Origin of the sequence: Bernardetia aquimarina (assembly GCF_042180575.1) — a bacterium.
In the GTDB taxonomy this organism is placed as follows: domain Bacteria; phylum Bacteroidota; class Bacteroidia; order Cytophagales; family Bernardetiaceae; genus Bernardetia.
Genome location: NZ_CP170094.1, coordinates 861822 through 880146, shown reverse-complemented (window position 1 = coordinate 880146; position 18325 = coordinate 861822). Strand labels below are relative to the sequence as shown.

Sequence of the window (18325 nt, the reverse complement as noted above, 5' to 3'; positions counted from 1 at the left end):
CTTCTAACGTAATTAATGAGAGTTATTAGTATTTATCAAACCTTCAATCGGACTTTTAACAATTCGTACTAAATTACCTTTTCTTTTTGAAATTCGTTCTTTCAAAATCTCTTCAAAAAAATAAGCTACCGAACCCACAGCATAAAAACTAAGATTCAAATCTTTAAATTCTTCTTCTATCCTATCCAAAAATTCATCAAAAGCAGTTTCAATTAGTTTTTTTATAGATGCTTCACTTTTATATTTATGTAAAAATGGAACAAAGGAAGCAAAAAATTCATTTGGTTTTGTTTCTTGATAAGCCTTTTTCAAAACAATTTCTCTGTCTAGTTTATATTTTTGATGAAATAAATAATGAATTTCTTTAGGCAAACGATTATACAAAAAGTCAGTTACTAATTTTTTTCCTAAAAAACCACCACTTCCTTCATCTCCCAACCAAAAGCCTAAATTTGTGAGTTCTTGAGTTATTTTTTTACTATTATAAAGACACGCATTTGAGCCTGTTCCCAAAATAAGAATAATTCCTTTTTGATTTTCGGAATCATTATAAGCCGAACGGGCAGCACCCAAAAGGTCGTGAGCAACTTCTATTTTTTGAGCTTGTGGAAAAAGCGTTTTGAGAGCAGCATAAACAATTTGTCTATTTTCATCTGTCGAACAGCCAGCACCATAAAACTGAATTTGAGTTACTTTATATAAATGTTCTTCCAAATAATCCTCAGAATCTTGATGAGATTCATTTTGATGTTCAAGATAAGATGTATTGATAAAATCTTTGCCCTCTTCTATCATTTGTTGTGTAGAAAGAAAGTAAGGATTCCAGCCTCCACTTTTCCAAGTCAAGATTTTTCCATCTTCGGTTTTTAATGCCCAGTCTGTTTTGGTTGAGCCACTATCTGCGTAAAGAATCATTTTTTGAGTTTCGTTTTACTATTTTTTGTAAGTTTATAGCATCAAATTTAGATAAAAAATTGCATTCTAAAGAATGCGCTACAAGCTATATTTATGGAAGAGTCAAAAGAAGAAATTACTAAAGATATTCGTAGTTATTACAAGATTGATATTGAGTCTTTGGATAGAGATTGGCAATATTATCTTGAGAATGGTCTTATAGAAATGAAATATGATTACAAATATGAAGCAACTGCTGATAAGGAAAATATTTTTCATCATCATACTGCCTCCCCTAAATACAATACTAGATTTCTTTTATTTCAACAGGCTAAAATAGGAGATGTGATTTTTGCTGCAAAAGGTTTTAATCATTGTTTAGGAATAGGAATTTTGACAAGTGAGGTTATTGATGATTATAACATTGGACTTCTAAAAAATGAATCTATCTATAAAGCAAGAGAAGTCAAATGGATTACAGCCAAACAATTCCAACATTTTAAACAAGGAATAGATGGAAAGAAACGATTTTTATTTTCTAATGATAGATTTGTAAGTGCTAGAAATTATGAATTCATTTTTGAACAATATGTGTTGAAATATCCAAAACTAGAAAAGATATTTAGAAAATACGATTTACCAGTTGATACAGATGTAGAACAAGAATTAAATGAAAAAAACGAATATGAAAATCAAAAACAAGAGATAGAAAACGAAAATTATTGGTGGCTTAATGCAAATCCGAAAATTTGGAGTATTAGTGAGAGCAAAGTAGGAGATACTCAAACCTACACAGCACTTACAGACAAAGGACACAAACGAAATACATATAGAAACTTTGAAAATGTAAAAAAGAAAGACATCGTTTTAGGATATGAAAGTACGCCTACAAAGCAGATAAAAGCAATTTATGAGATTACGAAGCCTTTGCACGAAATAGAGAGTGATAAAATAATTGAATTCAAACTTATCGAAAAATTAGAAGTTCCGATAAGTTGGAGAGAGTTGAAAAATAATGAAGACTTGAAAGATTGCCCTGTTTTGCGTAATAATCAAGGAAGTTTGTTTGAAGTAAGTAAGCAAGATTACAAAATTATTAGAGCGATTATAGAAGAGAAAGAGGAAACAGAAAGGCAGCTAACTAAAAAGGAAAATATCAAAAAATACAATTTCCCACAAGACAAAGACAAACCATTTATCAGTGAAAAACAATTTCTTCAAACGGTAGAAATTCTGAAAAGAAAGAAAAATATTATTCTGCAAGGTGCAGCAGGAGTAGGAAAAACATTTATTGCTCGCAAACTTGCCTATCAGATTATGGGAGAAACTAATAACCTAAATATTGAAATGGTACAATTTCATCAATCGTATTCTTATGAGGATTTTATTCAAGGATTGCGACCAACAAAAACAGGAGGTTTTGAGGTGCAAAATGGTGTTTTTTATGATTTTTGTAAAAAGGCATTAGCACATCCAGAACGTCATTTTTTCTTTATTATCGATGAAATAAACAGAGGAAATTTGAGTAAAATTTTTGGCGAACTAATGATGCTCATTGAGGCTGACAAACGAGAAGAAAAATTTGCTTTAAAACTCACTTATTCCGAAGAAGAAGAAGACCGTTTTTATGTTCCGAATAATCTGTATCTTATTGGCACGATGAATACGGCTGACCGTTCGTTGGCGATGGTGGATTATGCGTTGCGTAGGCGTTTTGCTTTTGTGAGTTTGAAACCTGACTTTGGAGAGAATTTTAAAGAATTTTTAGCTCAAAAAGGAATTTCAGAATCACTCATCAATCATATTTCAACTTCTATTCAGAAAGTAAATCAAGAAATAGCATCAGATATAAATCTAGGCGAAGGTTTTCAGATTGGACACAGTTATTTTTGTGATTATGAAAAGGAAAAGCAAGAAGAAAATATTTGGTTCAATCAAGTTCTTGATTTTGAAATACAACCACTTTTAGAAGAAATTTGGTTTGATAATAATGAAAAAGTAAATGAGATGATGAAAATTTTAGTTACTGCATAGCCTTTAAATTATTTTTTTATAAAGACTCTCAAAATGAAAAAATTACTAATATTCTTTATCCTATTTTTAGGAATATCTTGTACTCCAAAAACAACAAACTCATCTATGAAAACAGACGAACTAAAAAGCTATTATGAAAAAGAATTAACAGAGTTAGAATGGGATTCTACAGATATAGATTATATAAAATCATTTCTAAAACCTGCTATCAATATTAGTTTTGAGAAAAGTAAAAGTATAGGTTTAGGAAAATCTAAATTTGGAGGTACACCAGATTTGCCAAAAGATATAGAATGGGCTAGGTTTGAAGGAAAACCAATGATATTTTTAGCTCAAATCAATCTTTCAGAACTTAAAGAATATGATTTGAATAATGAACTTCCAAAAACAGGAATTTTATATTTCTTTATTCATTTCAAAGAACCAGAAAATCAATTTGGAGCAGAGTATAATTTTATCTTTGATAAACAAGAATATTCTGTATTGTACTCTGAAAACGAAAATCTTGAAAAAACTGATTTTCCAAGTGATTTAATTTCCTTATATCATTTTAACGAAGTAGCTCTAAACTTTTCAAATATCTATACTTTTCCATCTTATGAAACCTTAGAAGCTGAATCAATAAATGAAAAAGATAGAGAGAATTTTTATACATTCAATGAGATGCATGGGAATAATGAAGGAGAACAAATACTTGGTTACACAATGCCTATACAAAGTGATGTAACAGGAGATTGGGCATTTTCTTATCTAAATTTAACCTCTTGGGATTTATCTGAACAAGACAAAAAGAAAATTGATAACATACGACCTAAATTTGTTACTCTTTTACAATTTTCCTTAGAAAATGATATAACTGGATTTAATAAAATTGGAATATCTATTGGTTATTTTGGGATTACTAAAGAAGATTTAAAAAATAAAAATTTCAAAAATTCTATATTGGTACTTCAAGATACTTAAAGCAAAATGAATAAAATCCCCATAAAAAATATCTATTATCTGCTTTGTTATGTGTGGAACAAACTAGATGAAAGTCAGCGCATTCAAGTTTCGATAGATGACAAAACACAGCTTTTAGATTTGTTTGCAAAAGTATTGATTACAGCTACAAAAGTGCTTTTAAAGCGTGGAATTGATAGAGATTATATCGAAATAGAACAAGAAATAAATGCTATCAAAGGAAAATTGCAAGTCAGTCAGACACTCAAGCAAAATCTTTTATCAAGACAAAAAACGATTTGTAGTTTTGATGATTTTTCGTTTAATATCCTTCAAAATCAAATTCTGCTTTCTACTATTCAACGGCTTATCAAAACAAAGAATGTAGATAGAAAACTGAAAACAGAACTCATTTTCCTACAAAGAAAACTCCCCAAAACGATAGAAAAAATTGAACTCAAAAACGCTCTTTTCTCTCAAGTCAAGATTCATAGAAATAACCGTTTTTATGGTTTTGTGATGAATATTTGTCAGATTATTTTTGAAAACACGCTGCCTTCAGAAAGTAAAAAAGATGAAGAGAAAGAGAATAAAGGAAGTTATATCTTTTCAGACTTTACAAGAGATGAACGAAAAATGAATCAACTTTTTGAGGCATTTATTCGTAATTTTTATAAGCTAGAACAAACAAAATTTACAACTATAAAAGCAGAAATTATAAAATGGAATTTTGAGAAGAGTGAAAATAAGTTTGGATTACAAAGTAAAAAATCTCTTTTACAAAGTCAGGAATATCTCCCAATTATGATAACAGATATTTCACTAGAAAATGAAACCGAAAAAATAATCATTGATGCCAAATATTATCAAGAAACAATGAAAGAAAATTTTGGTAAAGAGAAAATAAATTCTTCTAATTTGTATCAATTATTTAGTTATTTATTGAATCAAGAAAACGGAAGCGAAAAGACTCAAAATGCAAAAGGAATTTTGATTTATCCAACTATAGAAAAAGAATATGATTTGGATTATAAATTCAAAAATCATCAAATTCAAATAAAAACACTAAATTTGAATGCCGATTGGAGAGAAATTGAAAAACGGTTGAAAGAAATTGTTGGAGTTTAATTATAACTAGAAATCTAAAATGAAAATTACATTATTTGCCTTACTAATTTTATTGCTTTTCATATCCTGTAGTTCTGAAAAAGAAACTCAATCTAATACAGATGAAACCCAGATAAGTAATATTAAGAATCAAGAAACAAGAAATAATTTTGTTGAAATAAATCAAAAGGAGGTAAGTCTACAAAGGAAAGAGATTAAAAAAAGAATTGAAAAGGATTCTATTTTTATTGTGAAATTCGATAAAATAAATATAAAATTCATTTCTTCTGATATTTGGTCTAAAGAAGATGAATTTGAAAAAACTTATACAGACTCAATTAAAATTAATTCAGGACTTGGTGAAAGTTTTAAAAATAAGGTTTTTGAGATTATTCAAAAAGATTCTTCTATTGTAGATGTAGAAGTATTTGAGAGCTATCAAACCAGTTTAGGTGTATCTGAAGAAGGTGCACATCTTGATTTGCTAAATTGGAAACATTTTAATTCAGAATGGCAAAAATTAATTATAAAGAATAATTCATTTATTTCTAAAGAATATTCTGAAAAGGAGTCTAAATTATTTCCAAAAGTAAACACAAAACAGATTTTAGAAGCTGTTATGGTTGAATATGGTGGGGAAGAAAATAAATTTACAGAACGAGCTAGAAATTGCAAAAATGCAAATAGTTATCCTTGTTCTGTTATGATTAATCAATTTAATTTTAAGATTGTTGTAACAGATAAAAATGGAAGTAAAATAAATTATTTTATATTGATAAATTTGCCAATGGGTTGTTAGGAAGTTACAGAAATGAAAACATACACCACCTTACAAATCGGAGAGTTTCACACCAACTACTGCGAAGATTTTTTGATAAAAGAACAACTCGCTTCTAATCAAATCTTAATTGCTGTTTTGGACGGCTGTACGATGGGAACAGAATCTGTTTTTACTTCTATTTTGTATGGGAAAATTCTTAGAAAAATAGCTAAGAATATGTTTTATGAAGAGTTTGTTTCACAGCAAAATCAAGAAGTAGATTTACAATCAAAGCTCAAAACTATCCTTCAAGAACTTATAGAAGACACAAAAGAAATAAAGAATAAATTAGGTTTGGAAACAAATGAATTGCTTTCTACGCTTATTTTGGGAATTATTGATACAAAAAATTACAATGCTGAACTAATAACAATAGGCGACGGACTTATTTGTGTTGATGGAAAATTTACAGAATACAAACAAAATAATACGCCTGATTATTTGGGTTATCATCTGACAGAAAATTTTGAAGAGTTTTATAAAAATCAACAACAAAAATTATCTATTTCTAACTTTGAAGATTTATCAATTTCTACAGATGGAATATTTACCTTCAAAAATTTAGAAAATCAAAATCATCAAAAAAGTGAATCTGAAATAATCAATTATCTTTTAATAGACAATCAAGAATCCGAATTTGATAATTTTTTGGATAGAAAAGTTAGAAATTTAAAGAAAATCAATCACGTAGTTACAGATGATTTGGCTATTATTCGTATCAAAAAATAACTGTTAATTTCTTTTTTTTATCGAATTGTTAGTTGTATTCTCTTCAAGGTTTTCTCTTGTGTCAGCAATTTTTTGTAGTAAATATTTCTTTGTTTCTGCATCAGTAACATTATTTAAAGCCATATCATAAAGAGTTTGAGCTTGTTTGAAGTTATTGGCAAAATAAAAACTATCTGCTTTTTTGATAAGCAAGCCTTCTAGTCTATTTTTATTTCGTTTTTGTGGGTTTTGGACTTCTTCGTCATGTATTTGCACACCCAAAACTTCATTATCTATTCTATTATTAATTTGATTTTTAGAAGAGTAAGCAGAACAAAAAATAATAAAGAAAACAGAAAAGAAATTTAATGTAGTTTTTTGAAGGAAGTTGAATTTCATAAATTATTTTGTGAAGGTAAAATCAGAAAAATAGTAGAATAAAAAGTCAAATACTTTTACAAAAGTAGAAAATGGTAATTTAGTAAGGAAATGTAGTAAATTATTGCTGTTTTTTAAAATTTAAACTATTCAAATTGATGCAAATTGCTAATTTTTTTGGTAAATTTGAATAAAAATATAAAAGTGAAAAACTATGCGTCAAGATTACATAGACCCAAATATAAAACCTGAAACAACTACAACAGAAGCAGACATCGAACGTGCTTTGCGTCCCTTGTCGTTTGCTGATTTTACAGGACAGGAGAAAATACTAGAAAATTTACAAGTTTTTGTAAAAGCTGCCACTAATAGGGGGGAACCGTTAGACCACGTACTTTTACATGGCCCTCCAGGGTTGGGAAAAACTACGCTTTCGCATATCATTTCGAACGAACTAAATGCAAATATAAAAACAACTTCGGGACCTGTTTTGGACAAACCAAGTGATTTAGCAGGACTTCTGACAAATCTAAAGGCTGGAGACGTTCTTTTTATTGATGAAATTCATCGTCTTAATCCTGTTGTTGAGGAGTATTTGTATTCAGCTATGGAAGATTATCGCATCGATATTATGTTGGATACAGGACCCAATGCTCGTTCGGTTCAGATAAAATTAAAACCTTTTACGCTCATTGGTGCGACTACTCGCTCAGGTCTTCTGACTTCTCCTTTGCGTGCTAGGTTTGGAATTAATTTGCGTTTAGAATATTATGATGCCGAACTTTTGACAACTATTATTCAGCGTTCGGCAGCTATTTTGAATACTCCAATTGAAAAAGAAGCAGCCTTTGAGATTGCAAGAAGAAGTAGAGGAACGCCTCGTATTTCGAATAATCTTTTGCGTAGAACACGAGATTTTGCACAAGTAAAAGGCGACGGAACGATTGATTTCAAAATTGCTCAAATTTCTCTAAAAGCCTTAGAAGTTGATGAAAATGGATTGGATGAAATGGACAATCGTATTCTTTTGACAATTATTGATAAATTTGGTGGAGGTCCTGTCGGTCTGACAACTATTGCGACAGCATGTGCCGAAGAAGCCGAAACGATAGAAGAAGTATATGAGCCATTTTTGATAAAAGAAGGATTTTTGAAGCGTACACCACGAGGGCGAGAAGTTACTGCACTTGCATATCGTCATTTTGATATGTTGCCTCCACACGAACAGGCTAGATTATTTTAAAGAAATTATAATTTTAATAGTATGTCCACACAAGAAAAATACTTAAATCCATTTACTGATTTTGGCTTCAAAAAACTTTTTGGCACAGAAGTCAATAAAGATTTATTGATTCATTTTCTCAATTCTGTTTTACCAGATAATGTAAAAATTTCTACTCTGACGTATCTCAAAAACGAACATGTCGGTCATTCGGCAATGGATAGAAAAGTGATTTATGATTTATATTGTGAAAATGAAAAAGGCGAAAAATTTATTGTCGAATTACAAAAAGCAAGGCAGAAATATTTTAAAGAACGCACTATTTTTTATTCTACTTTTCCTATTCAAGAACAATCAAAACAAGGAGATTGGGATTTTGGTTTGAATGCTGTTTATTCTGTTTCGATTCTTAATTTTTTGATAGATGATAATTCTTATGCAGCCAAGCAAAAAAAGAGAGATGAAAAAGCATCTGTCAAGACGATAGCAAAACTAATGAATATTGATACAAAAGAAGTTTTTTATGATAAGCTGACTTATGTACAAATTCATATTCCTCTTTTTGATAAAAAGGAAAGTGAGTTAGAAACTTTTGAAGACAAATGGTTTTATGTAATTCAAAATTTACAACGTTTTCAAAATAGACCCGAAGCCTTACAAGAGCGTATTTTTGATAAACTTTTCAAAACAGCCGAACTTGCTAAGTTTGATAAAAAGCAAAGAATGGCGTATGAGGACAGTTTGAAATATTATAGAGATATTCGAAATGTAGAAAATACAGCAGAGGAGAGAGGTAAAGAAGAAGGGAAAATAGAAGGGAAAATAGAAGGGAAAAAAGAAAGAACAATAGAAATTATAAAGAATGGCATTGCTAAAGGCTATTCACTAGAAATGATTGCAGATATTACTAATTCTTCAATAGAAGAAATTCAAGAAATAATTGACTCATTGAGAAAATAATTTGAAAAAAATATGTCCACACAAGAAAAATACTTAAATCCATTTACTGATTTTGGCTTCAAAAAACTTTTTGGCACAGAAGTCAATAAAGATTTATTGATTCATTTTCTCAATTCTGTTTTACCAGATAATGTAAAAATTTCTACTCTGACGTATCTCAAAAACGAACATGTCGGTCATTCGGCAATGGATAGAAAAGTGATTTATGATTTGTATTGTGAAAATGAAAAAGGTGAAAAATTTATTGTAGAATTACAAAAAGCTAGACAGAAATATTTTAAAGAACGTACTATTTTTTATTCTACTTTTCCTATTCAAGAACAATCAAAGCAAGGAGATTGGGATTTTGGTTTGAATGCTGTTTATTCTGTTTCGATTCTTAATTTTCTGATAGGTGATAATTCTTATGCAACAAAACAGAAAAAGATAAAAGAAAAAGCATCTGTCAAGACAATAGCCAAACTAATGAATATTGATACAAAAGAAGTTTTTTATGATAAGCTGACTTATGTACAAATTCATATTCCTCTTTTTGATAAAAAGGAAAGCGAGTTAGAAACTTTTGAAGACAAATGGTTTTATGTAATTCAAAATTTACAACGTTTTCAAAACAGACCCGAAGCCTTACAAGAGCGTATTTTTGATAAACTTTTCAAAACAGCCGAACTCGCCAAGTTTGATAAAAAGCAAAGAATGGCGTATGAGGACAGTTTGAAATATTATAGAGATATTCGAAATGTAGAAAATACAGCAGAAGAGAGAGGTAAAGAAGAGGGGAAAATAGAAGGTAAAAAAGAAAGAACAATAGAAATTGCCAAACAAGCTCTTGCAGAAGGAGCTTCTGTTAATTTCGTTTGTAAAATAACTAAACTATCAATAGAGGATGTTCAGAAAATTATTAATTCATTGAAAAAGGAGTAAAAACATGAACTACAACAACAAAAAATTCCGTCCAGTTTCGAATACAGAAAATGGAGAAACATCTAGCGAAACTATTTTTGAATACAAACAAGAAGGAAATATCTTGACTTCAAATTATAGTGGAGGAAAAATAATTCAAGGTCATTTGATTGGTCTTGTTGATGAAAATGGGAATATTGATATGCGTTATCATCAAGTCAATGAAAAAGGCGAATTAATGACAGGAATTTGTAATTCTACGCCTGAAATGCTAGAAAATGGAAAAATCCGTCTTCATGAACAATGGCAATGGACATCAGGTGATAACTCAAAAGGAAATTCTACTTTAGAAGAAATTTAACTCAAAAAAAATGCTCTCTCAAACCTCACAAAATCCACCTTTAGCAGAACGAATGCGACCAACTTCTTTAGAGGAAGTCATCGGACAAAAACATTTAATTGGACAAAATGGTGTAATTGCTCGTGTTATTTCGTCTGGTGCAGTTCCTTCCATGATTCTTTGGGGCGCACCTGGGATTGGCAAAACTACACTTGCTTTACTTATTGCTAAAGCTCTGAAACGTCCTTTTCACACGCTGAGTGCGATTTCGGCTGGTGTAAAAGATGTTAGAGAAGTAATCGAAACGGCAAAAAGACAGACTAGAGCAATTCTTTTTATTGATGAAATTCATCGTTTTAGTAAATCTCAACAAGATGCACTTTTGGGAGCAGTTGAACGTGGAACGATTACGCTTATTGGTGCGACAACTGAAAATCCTTCTTTTGAGATAAATTCGGCTTTGCTTTCTCGTTGTCAGGTTTATATTCTGAATCCTTTGTCGGAAGAGGAATTAAAGCAGCTTTTGCAGCAAGCGATGGAAAAAGATTTTAAGCTCAAAAAGAAAACGATTGAAATAAAATCTTATGAAGCACTTTTTAGAATTTCGGGAGGAGATGCACGAAAACTATTGAATCTTTTTGAACTGGTTGTAGAATCTGAACCTAATTTTAATCTCCCGAATAATGAAGACGAAGAAGGAAATACAATCAAAAATAAGATTGAAGTTACAGATGAAAAAGTAATGCAGTCGGCACAACAACGCATTTCTTCTTATGATAAAAGTGGCGAAAATCATTATGATATTGTTTCAGCATTGATAAAATCTATTCGTGGAAGCGACCCAAATGCAGCTATTTATTGGTTGGCTAGAATGATTGAAGGAGGCGAAGATGTCAAATTTATTGCTCGTCGTTTGGTTATTTCAGCATCAGAAGATATTGGAAATGCAAATCCGACAGCTTTAGTTTTGGCTACAACGACTTTTCAAGCTGCTACACAAATCGGTTTTCCAGAGGCTCAAATTGTTTTGGCTCAATGTGTTACGTATTTGGCAACTTCTCCCAAAAGCAATGCGTCTTATGTTGCTATCAAAACAGCTAGAAAAATAGTACAAGAACAAGGAGATTTGCCTGTTCCGTTGCATCTTCGAAATGCACCTACAAAATTAATGAAACAACAAGGCTACGGAAAAAACTATAACTATTCCCATAATAACGCCAATAATTTTGCAGAACAAGAATATTTTCCAAAGGAACTTGCCAATACAAAACTCTATGAACCTGCAAATAATGCAAGAGAGAATGGAATACGACAGTTTTTGAAAGAACGTTGGAAAGAGAAATACAATTATTGAATCAGTAATCAGTAAAATAGTTACCAGTTAATTTCAATGAAATTACGGATTTATGACACTGTTTCATTTTGCTTCTCACTATTTTCTGTAAAACGAGATGTACCTTTACGTAATTTAGCTTCCAATTCTTCAATAGTCATAATCAAAAGTATAGTTTTTATTTAATTAATTCAATGAAAATAAAGAAAAATAATCAAAACAGAAAACCTAAAAAGAAATTTTTCACTAATCACTAATCACTAATCACTAATCACTAATCACTAATCACTAATTCCTATTAATTTTTTCTGCCAAAAGATACAAAACAGCCATTCGTATAGCTACTCCATTTTCCACTTGATTAAGGATAATTGAGTGTTCAGAATCGGCTACATCACTGTCTATTTCTACACCTCTATTAATTGGTCCAGGGTGCATAATGACAATTTCTTTATTGAGAGAATCTAATAACTCTTTGTTTATTCCATAATAAAGGGAGTATTCACGCAGTGAAGGAATATTTTTTACATCTTGTCTTTCCAGTTGAATACGCAAAACATTTGCAACATCACACCATTCTAAAGTTTCTCTAAGATTATAGCTTACCTTTACACCTAACTGATTTATAAATTTTGGAATAAGTGTAGGCATTCCACAAAGAGTAACCTCTGCACCTAGTTTTTGGAGTGCAAAAATATTTGAAAGAGCCACTCTTGAATGTGAAATATCTCCAATAATGGCTACTTTTTTTCCTTCTACATCGCCTAGTTTTTCTCTGATTGAAAATGTATCTAAAAGTGCTTGAGTTGGGTGTTCGTGTGTTCCGTCACCTGCATTTACGATAGCTGCATTGATATGTTTGGATAAAAAATGGGGCGCACCTGCGCTAGAATGACGCATCACAATCATATCTACTTTCATAGCCAAAATATTATTGACTGTATCAAGAAGCGTTTCCCCTTTCGAAACAGAACTATTACTTGCCGAAAAATTAACGACATCAGCAGAAAGACGTTTTTGAGCTAACTCAAAAGAAATACGAGTACGAGTAGAGTTTTCAAAAAAAACATTAGCAATCGTAATGTCACGTAAGGAAGGAACTTTCTTGATAGGACGATTAATGACTTCTTTAAACTGCTCTGCCATTTCAAAAATATGCAAAATATCAGCTTTGGTTAGGTCTTTTATTCCTAGTAAATGATTGACACTCAGACTCATAAATGGGGTTGGGAAATAGGGGATAGAATTTAGAAATTAAAAAATCAATACTTGCTGTTGTTGGTAGATTTATCAACGAGAGTATTTACTACAAAAGTATCACAAATTTGTAAGGCTTAAAAATGAAAAATCTATAAAAAATGAGATTCGTTAAATAAAATTGAATAGAAAATATTTTTGAGAAGGAAATTAGAATTTTACCAAATAAGACGATTATTTTTTATTATATTTAGAGTTCTTTGTAAACTATGAATTTTATTACTAATTTATAGGATAATCCTATAATCTCTCTGCCATAAACCTGTCTCTAAATTAATGCAAACACAAAAACCTATTTTATTTACAGGAGCTTTTTGTTCTCAGCAAGAATGGATAGAACCTATTTTATCTGTTTTTCCTTCGGTTCGTTATCTACCTCATTTTTTTTCACCAAATACTGATGCGATGGATATTTTTTCATTTGAAAATGAATTTCCATTTATAGCACCTCAAGAAGATAATCCATACTCATCTTTTTTATCCGAGTTTTTTGGTCATAAAATAGGACAAGAAAATGCAAAGGCAGCATCTGGAAATAGCTTTAAGCAGTTATATCAGCGTTTTGTTGATAAATATCAAATTAATAAAGAAGTAAAACAAGAAATTCGTCCACTTATTTATGACAAGCATGGTATTTTTTTGGCAGAATGGTTAAGTAAACATTATCAAGCTGATGTTGTAATTCTTATTCAGCACCCTTTGAGTTTTGTGGCTAACTGGATAGAAAATAAGGAAAATATGGATTTTGATAAATTATTTTCTCCCAAACTCATAACATATTCTCCCAATATTTACGAGCGTATTGCATCAGAAAAAGAGGCAAATATATTCAAAGACCTTCAAGAATGGGAAAAAGCATTAAGAATATGGCTTATTTTTGCTGAAACTATTTTATATTATCAACTCAATTATCCAGATTGGTTGTTTTTTAGATACGAAGATTTTAGAGAAACACCAGAACGAACACTCACAGATATTTGTGATATGTTGGATTTGACTTATACAAAAGAGTTTTTACAGAAAGTTGAGGAAACAAAAGAAGTAAGAACAAAAGATGCAGAAAGAATAAATCCTGACTACCTTAAAGCCTTAATCAATGAAACACAAGAATATCTAACGCATTTTTATCCTAGAAATATCATAGGAAAAAGCATGTTTCGATAAAAGGTAATTACAACAAAAATAATTTTTCAAATAAAACTCCTTATTCATTCTACTTGAATAAGGAGTTTTATTTGCTTTGTAAATATACTTACTAATAAGTAAGCTCTTTGTTGTTAAAAAATAACTCTAAGTCTATTTTTTCAGAAACACCAAAAATAGAATCAAAATGTGAGATAATTTTATCAAAATATAATTTAGGATTTTTCTTAATAGGTTCTAAATGAGCTGCTTTTTTGAATACTAGAAGTTCTGTTTTTATATTTGATTTTGCTTTTAGACGTTCTCCCATCTCCACAGGTGTATGAATATCCTGATCACCATATATCAAAAGCATATTTTCTAGGCGTTTAATTTGTGATACTTTATTTATTGGACGAACTTTATTTTCAAAATCTGGTGCAATAGTTTGCATAAATTTCAATATTCTAGCAGAAGAGGGATAATGTTTCCAAAACTCTGCTAAAGAGGTAAGTGGAGCTTCAAAAATAGCTGTTTGGAAGTTATGAGTAGGGTTTGCTAATGCACAAATTCCCCAAGCTGCACCTTGAGAAACACCAAAATATCCTAAAGGAACAGAAGGAGTAAGCTCTTCTAAAACTTGTGAAGCTGCCAATACATCAGCAGGAAAATCAAAACTTCCATTCTGACTTTCTCCAAAACCATTCAAATCAATTATAAAAACATTGTATCCATTTTCTCGTAATTTTTGTGCTGTGTTATTGCTCAAAAAATAACCTTTTGATGATTTAAGCATTGGAGGTACAAGCAAAATACTTGCTTTTGGGTTGGCAGTTAATGCGTTAGCAAACAAACCTTTTAAAACAAAACCATCTGGATTAAGAAAACTAATTTCTTTCCATTGTTCTTGCTGAATTTGTGATAAAGGATTTTTCCAATTTTTGACAAAAAAATTACCAAAAAAAGGCTTTTTTAGTAGTTGTTGCAAAATAATATTCATAGTTGTTAAAAATTTATACTTACTAATAAGTAAGTTGTGTGTGAAAATTTAATCTAAGACAAAATAAATTTAGTATAAACGTTTTTGGTTATCTGACAATTTTTGTGAAATTTTGATTTTTACTCCGAGTTGCATAGCATTTTTTAAGACCTATTCTAAATGCTACCAATGTAGTTCCTAACGGAACAGAATATAGTTTCTACATTCTTAACTGTGTTACCAATATCAAGTTCCTACGGAACATAAAGGCAAATAAGTGTATTAATGGTAGCTGTTAAATACCCATGTTATACGTTCCATAAAAATTGTCAGATAGCCACGTTTTTTTAATGAATTGAGTAAGAAAAAGAACTGATTTATTTTTTAGTAATAAGATTTAAAAAAATTTGTTGTTTGGCAATTTGAAAGACTTCTTTTCCATGCAAACGAGCTGTCATGAGCGAACCTTGAAGTGTCATCAACATGCTCAATGCTTGGTATTTTGCTTTTCCAGCAAACTGAAACTCGTTTTTTTCTAGTCCTTCTTCCAAAACATTTGTATAAATTCCTCTTATAAAATAACCCAATGATTGAGCTTTTTTTTGCATTGTTTCGGGAAGAGAAAAGTAGTCTGCACCTGTAGCAGCTATCATACAAATACGATCTCCTTTATTTATTTGCCAACCGTATATATCCTCAATGTATCTTTCTAGTTTTTGAGTAGGAGTCAGATTTAGCTCATCAATTCTTAATTTCCAAAGTTCTAATCTGTTTGTAGCATGTTCGATAATAGCAATTCCCAAATCTTCTTTTGAAGGAAAATGATAATGAATAGCTGCATTTTTGATTCCTAATTTCTCAGAAATATGTTTGTAGCTAAAACCATTATAACCAAACTGTTGAAAAAGAGCTTCTCCCAAATAAACTATCTTTTCTCTAGTATCTAACTTTGATAATTTATCATCCAAGTAAGCAAAAGAATAAGAGTGAGAGGCAATAGTAATATCTGACATAGAAAATAGTAGAAATGGATAAAGAAAAATGATGGACTTTGATTTTACTAACGCAATATATGAAAAAATGTTTTACTTACTACTAAGTAAGTTTGATTTTTTTCAAAAAAAAGCTATTTCTTCTTGATAGAGGAAATAGCTTTTCTTTATTTTTTTATAAAAATAATTATTAATTATCCATAGAAGCCAAAAACTCATCATTTGATTTTGTACCTCTCATGTGCTTGAGCATATAATCCATAGCTTCGTTGGAGTGCATATCATTCATCATTCTACGCAAAATCCAAACACGTTGTAAAGTGTCTTTATCTAATAACAAATCTTCACGACGAGTACCAGAAGCAGGAATATCAATAGCAGGATAAACTCGTTTGTTGGCAAGTTTACGGTCAAGTTGAAGTTCCATGTTACCTGTTCCTTTGAATTCTTCAAAGATTACTTCGTCCATTTTCGAACCTGTATCAATAAGAGCTGTTGCGATAATAGTCAATGAACCACCATTTTCTACATTACGAGCAGCACCAAAGAAACGTTTTGGCTTGTGAAGAGCATTTGCATCAACACCACCTGAAAGAATTTTGCCAGAAGAAGGAACAGTCGTGTTATAAGCACGAGCCAAACGAGTAATTGAATCTAAAAGAATGACTACATCGTGTCCACATTCTACCAATCTTTTGGCTTTTTCCAAAACCATATTCGAAACTTTTACATGCCTATCAGCTTGTTCATCAAAAGTAGAAGCAACTACTTCGCCTCTTACACTACGTTCCATATCAGTTACTTCCTCTGGACGTTCGTCTATCAAAAGTACAATAAGATAACATTCTGGGTGATTTTCAGCGATGGCATTTGCAATTTCTTTCAAAAGAACTGTTTTACCAGTCTTTGGCTGGGCTACAATCATTCCACGCTGCCCTTTTCCGATAGGTGCAAACAAATCCAACATTCTAGTTGAATAGGTATTTGATTTTGTAGAAAGATTTAGGCGTTCACGAGGAAAAAGTGGTGTAAGGTGTTCGAAAGAAACTCTATCTCTAATCTGTTCGGTAGTTTTTCCATTTACAGATTCAATTCTTAGTAAGGCAAAATATTTTTCTCCGTCTTTTGGTGGACGAATTTGTCCTTTTACAGTATCGCCAGTTTTGAGTCCTAAAAGTTTGATTTGAGAAGGCGAAATATAAACATCATCAGGACTAGCCAAATAATTATAATCTGAAGAGCGTAAAAATCCGTATCCATCAGAAATTACTTCCAAAACTCCTTCACTGGTTACGACTCCATCAAACTCACGAATATTGTATTTTTTGTTTGAAGAGCGTTCTTTTCTGTCTGTATTTCGGTCGTTTGTTCTTTCTTTTCTATCATTCGAACGACTGGCTTTGTCGGATTGGTTAGAATCATTTTCATTTGATTTGTCATCTTCATTTGATTTTGAACGCTGAGAAGCTCTCTGAATAGATGTTTTTGAATCTGTTTCTTTTACATTGACTCGGCTTCGACGACGCAGGTTTTCGCTTTCGTTTCGTTCATTTCTTTCTTCATTACGAGCATCTAATCTTGAACGTCTTTCATTTCGTTCTTTAGACTCTTTTGTTGAATCTTGATTTGAATCTGTGTTGTCTTTATTTTCGGTGGTATCGCTTTTCCCAATAAGGTTTGCACGTTTCCTTTCACGAAGAGTTTCTCGGATTCGTTCTATTGAATCATCTTTTTTAGGCTCTTCTTTTTTCTCTTCGTTAGAAATGGCAGTAGCTGTTTCTGTTTTTTCTTCTTGAGCATTGTTATTTTCTTGCTTATCTTTTTTCAAAAAGCTAAAGGTAGGGATTTTGTAACCTGATTCTTTTTTCTCGGTAGTTTTGGAAGAGTCATTTTTTTCTTCTTCTTCTTTTACGGATTCTTTGGAAAGAGTTTCTTTTTTTGAAGACACAGAAGATTTTTTTGTTTCTTCTTGAGTGTCATCATTATCTTCATCCTCCTCTATTTTATTAGCTTGATAATCCAAGATTTTATAAATAAGGTCTTTTTTGGCTAAACGGCTATGATTTTTCAAGCCCATTTCGGTAGCGATAGTACGCAATTCGGAGAGTAAGCGAACGTTGAGTTCCTCAATATTATACATATTGACTTATAAGGTTGGTAGGAATAATGGTTTATTTCTAAAAAATATTTGTAGAAAAGTCTAAAAATAAAGTTAGAAAAAAACGTGAAGTTGTAATAAAAAATATACTTAAAGATAAAATGGTGTTTTTGAAACCAATTTTTATTTATCTATTAAAGTTTGAAAGGGTAGATTAAATCTCAAGCTAAAACTTGTAG

At 30.8% G+C, this 18325-nt stretch carries 17 protein-coding genes; 11 read left to right on the top strand and 6 right to left on the bottom strand.

What is annotated here, in order from left to right:
- Positions 1-12: 12 nt before the first annotated feature.
- Positions 13-915: an N-acetylglucosamine kinase gene (locus tag ACE193_RS03640; RefSeq protein ID WP_375561655.1), complete on the bottom strand. Its 903-nt coding sequence runs from the start codon at positions 913-915 to the stop codon at positions 13-15.
- 93 nt (positions 916-1008) lie between these two features.
- On the opposite strand from ACE193_RS03640, the gene ACE193_RS03635 reads away from it, so the two are divergent.
- From ACE193_RS03635 to ACE193_RS03615, 5 genes are read left to right on the top strand one after another with little or no spacing between them, the layout of a single operon-like run.
- Entirely contained in the window at positions 1009-2928 is a 1920-nt protein-coding gene (locus tag ACE193_RS03635; protein ID WP_375561654.1) for an AAA family ATPase, read from the top strand.
- A 33-nt stretch (positions 2929-2961) separates the two neighbouring features.
- Positions 2962-3891, top strand: a complete 930-nt coding sequence (locus tag ACE193_RS03630) for a YwqG family protein (protein ID WP_375561653.1) — start codon at positions 2962-2964, stop codon at positions 3889-3891.
- Positions 3892-3897: 6 nt separating this feature from the next.
- Positions 3898-4998 (top strand): hypothetical protein, encoded by a 1101-nt coding sequence (locus tag ACE193_RS03625; RefSeq protein ID WP_375561652.1) that lies wholly within the window; start codon positions 3898-3900, stop codon positions 4996-4998.
- Positions 4999-5017: 19 nt separating this feature from the next.
- Positions 5018-5776, top strand: coding sequence for a hypothetical protein (locus ACE193_RS03620; RefSeq protein ID WP_375561651.1), 759 nt, complete (start codon positions 5018-5020; stop codon positions 5774-5776).
- Between the two features lie 12 nt (positions 5777-5788).
- Complete coding sequence (locus tag ACE193_RS03615; protein WP_375561650.1) at positions 5789-6526, top strand: protein phosphatase 2C domain-containing protein; 738 nt, start codon at positions 5789-5791, stop codon at positions 6524-6526.
- A gap of 3 nt (positions 6527-6529) precedes the next feature.
- Here ACE193_RS03615 and ACE193_RS03610 read toward each other — a convergent pair whose 3' ends face one another.
- Positions 6530-6904 (bottom strand): hypothetical protein, encoded by a 375-nt coding sequence (locus ACE193_RS03610; protein WP_375561649.1) that lies wholly within the window; start codon positions 6902-6904, stop codon positions 6530-6532.
- 193 nt (positions 6905-7097) lie between these two features.
- On the opposite strand from ACE193_RS03610, the gene ruvB reads away from it, so the two are divergent.
- The 5 genes from ruvB to ACE193_RS03585 are packed head-to-tail and all read left to right on the top strand — an operon-like array spanning position 7098 to position 11659.
- On the top strand, positions 7098-8126 hold the full coding sequence (gene ruvB, locus ACE193_RS03605) for a Holliday junction branch migration DNA helicase RuvB (protein ID WP_375561648.1): 1029 nt from the start codon (positions 7098-7100) through the stop codon (positions 8124-8126).
- Positions 8127-8147: 21 nt separating this feature from the next.
- Positions 8148-9065 (top strand): Rpn family recombination-promoting nuclease/putative transposase, encoded by a 918-nt coding sequence (locus ACE193_RS03600; RefSeq protein ID WP_375561647.1) that lies wholly within the window; start codon positions 8148-8150, stop codon positions 9063-9065.
- A gap of 12 nt (positions 9066-9077) precedes the next feature.
- Entirely contained in the window at positions 9078-9986 is a 909-nt protein-coding gene (locus tag ACE193_RS03595; protein ID WP_375561646.1) for an Rpn family recombination-promoting nuclease/putative transposase, read from the top strand.
- A 4-nt stretch (positions 9987-9990) separates the two neighbouring features.
- Positions 9991-10326 (top strand): n-acetylglutamate synthase, encoded by a 336-nt coding sequence (locus ACE193_RS03590; protein WP_375561645.1) that lies wholly within the window; start codon positions 9991-9993, stop codon positions 10324-10326.
- Positions 10327-10336: 10 nt separating this feature from the next.
- Entirely contained in the window at positions 10337-11659 is a 1323-nt protein-coding gene (locus ACE193_RS03585) for a replication-associated recombination protein A (protein WP_375561644.1), read from the top strand.
- Between the two features lie 267 nt (positions 11660-11926).
- Here the strand turns inward: ACE193_RS03585 and ACE193_RS03580 are convergent, their stop codons facing one another.
- Complete coding sequence (locus ACE193_RS03580; RefSeq protein ID WP_375561643.1) at positions 11927-12856, bottom strand: aspartate carbamoyltransferase catalytic subunit; 930 nt, start codon at positions 12854-12856, stop codon at positions 11927-11929.
- 315 nt (positions 12857-13171) lie between these two features.
- On the opposite strand from ACE193_RS03580, the gene ACE193_RS03575 reads away from it, so the two are divergent.
- Positions 13172-14059, top strand: a complete 888-nt coding sequence (locus ACE193_RS03575) for a hypothetical protein (RefSeq protein ID WP_375561642.1) — start codon at positions 13172-13174, stop codon at positions 14057-14059.
- Positions 14060-14150: 91 nt separating this feature from the next.
- On the opposite strand, the gene ACE193_RS03570 is transcribed toward ACE193_RS03575, so the two are convergent.
- From ACE193_RS03570 to rho, 3 genes are all read right to left on the bottom strand, one after another.
- Positions 14151-15017, bottom strand: coding sequence for an alpha/beta hydrolase (locus ACE193_RS03570; protein WP_375561641.1), 867 nt, complete (start codon positions 15015-15017; stop codon positions 14151-14153).
- A 356-nt stretch (positions 15018-15373) separates the two neighbouring features.
- Positions 15374-16009 (bottom strand): TetR/AcrR family transcriptional regulator, encoded by a 636-nt coding sequence (locus ACE193_RS03565; RefSeq protein ID WP_375561640.1) that lies wholly within the window; start codon positions 16007-16009, stop codon positions 15374-15376.
- Between the two features lie 169 nt (positions 16010-16178).
- Positions 16179-18128 (bottom strand): transcription termination factor Rho, encoded by a 1950-nt coding sequence (rho, locus tag ACE193_RS03560; protein ID WP_375561639.1) that lies wholly within the window; start codon positions 18126-18128, stop codon positions 16179-16181.
- Positions 18129-18325: the final 197 nt, after the last annotated feature.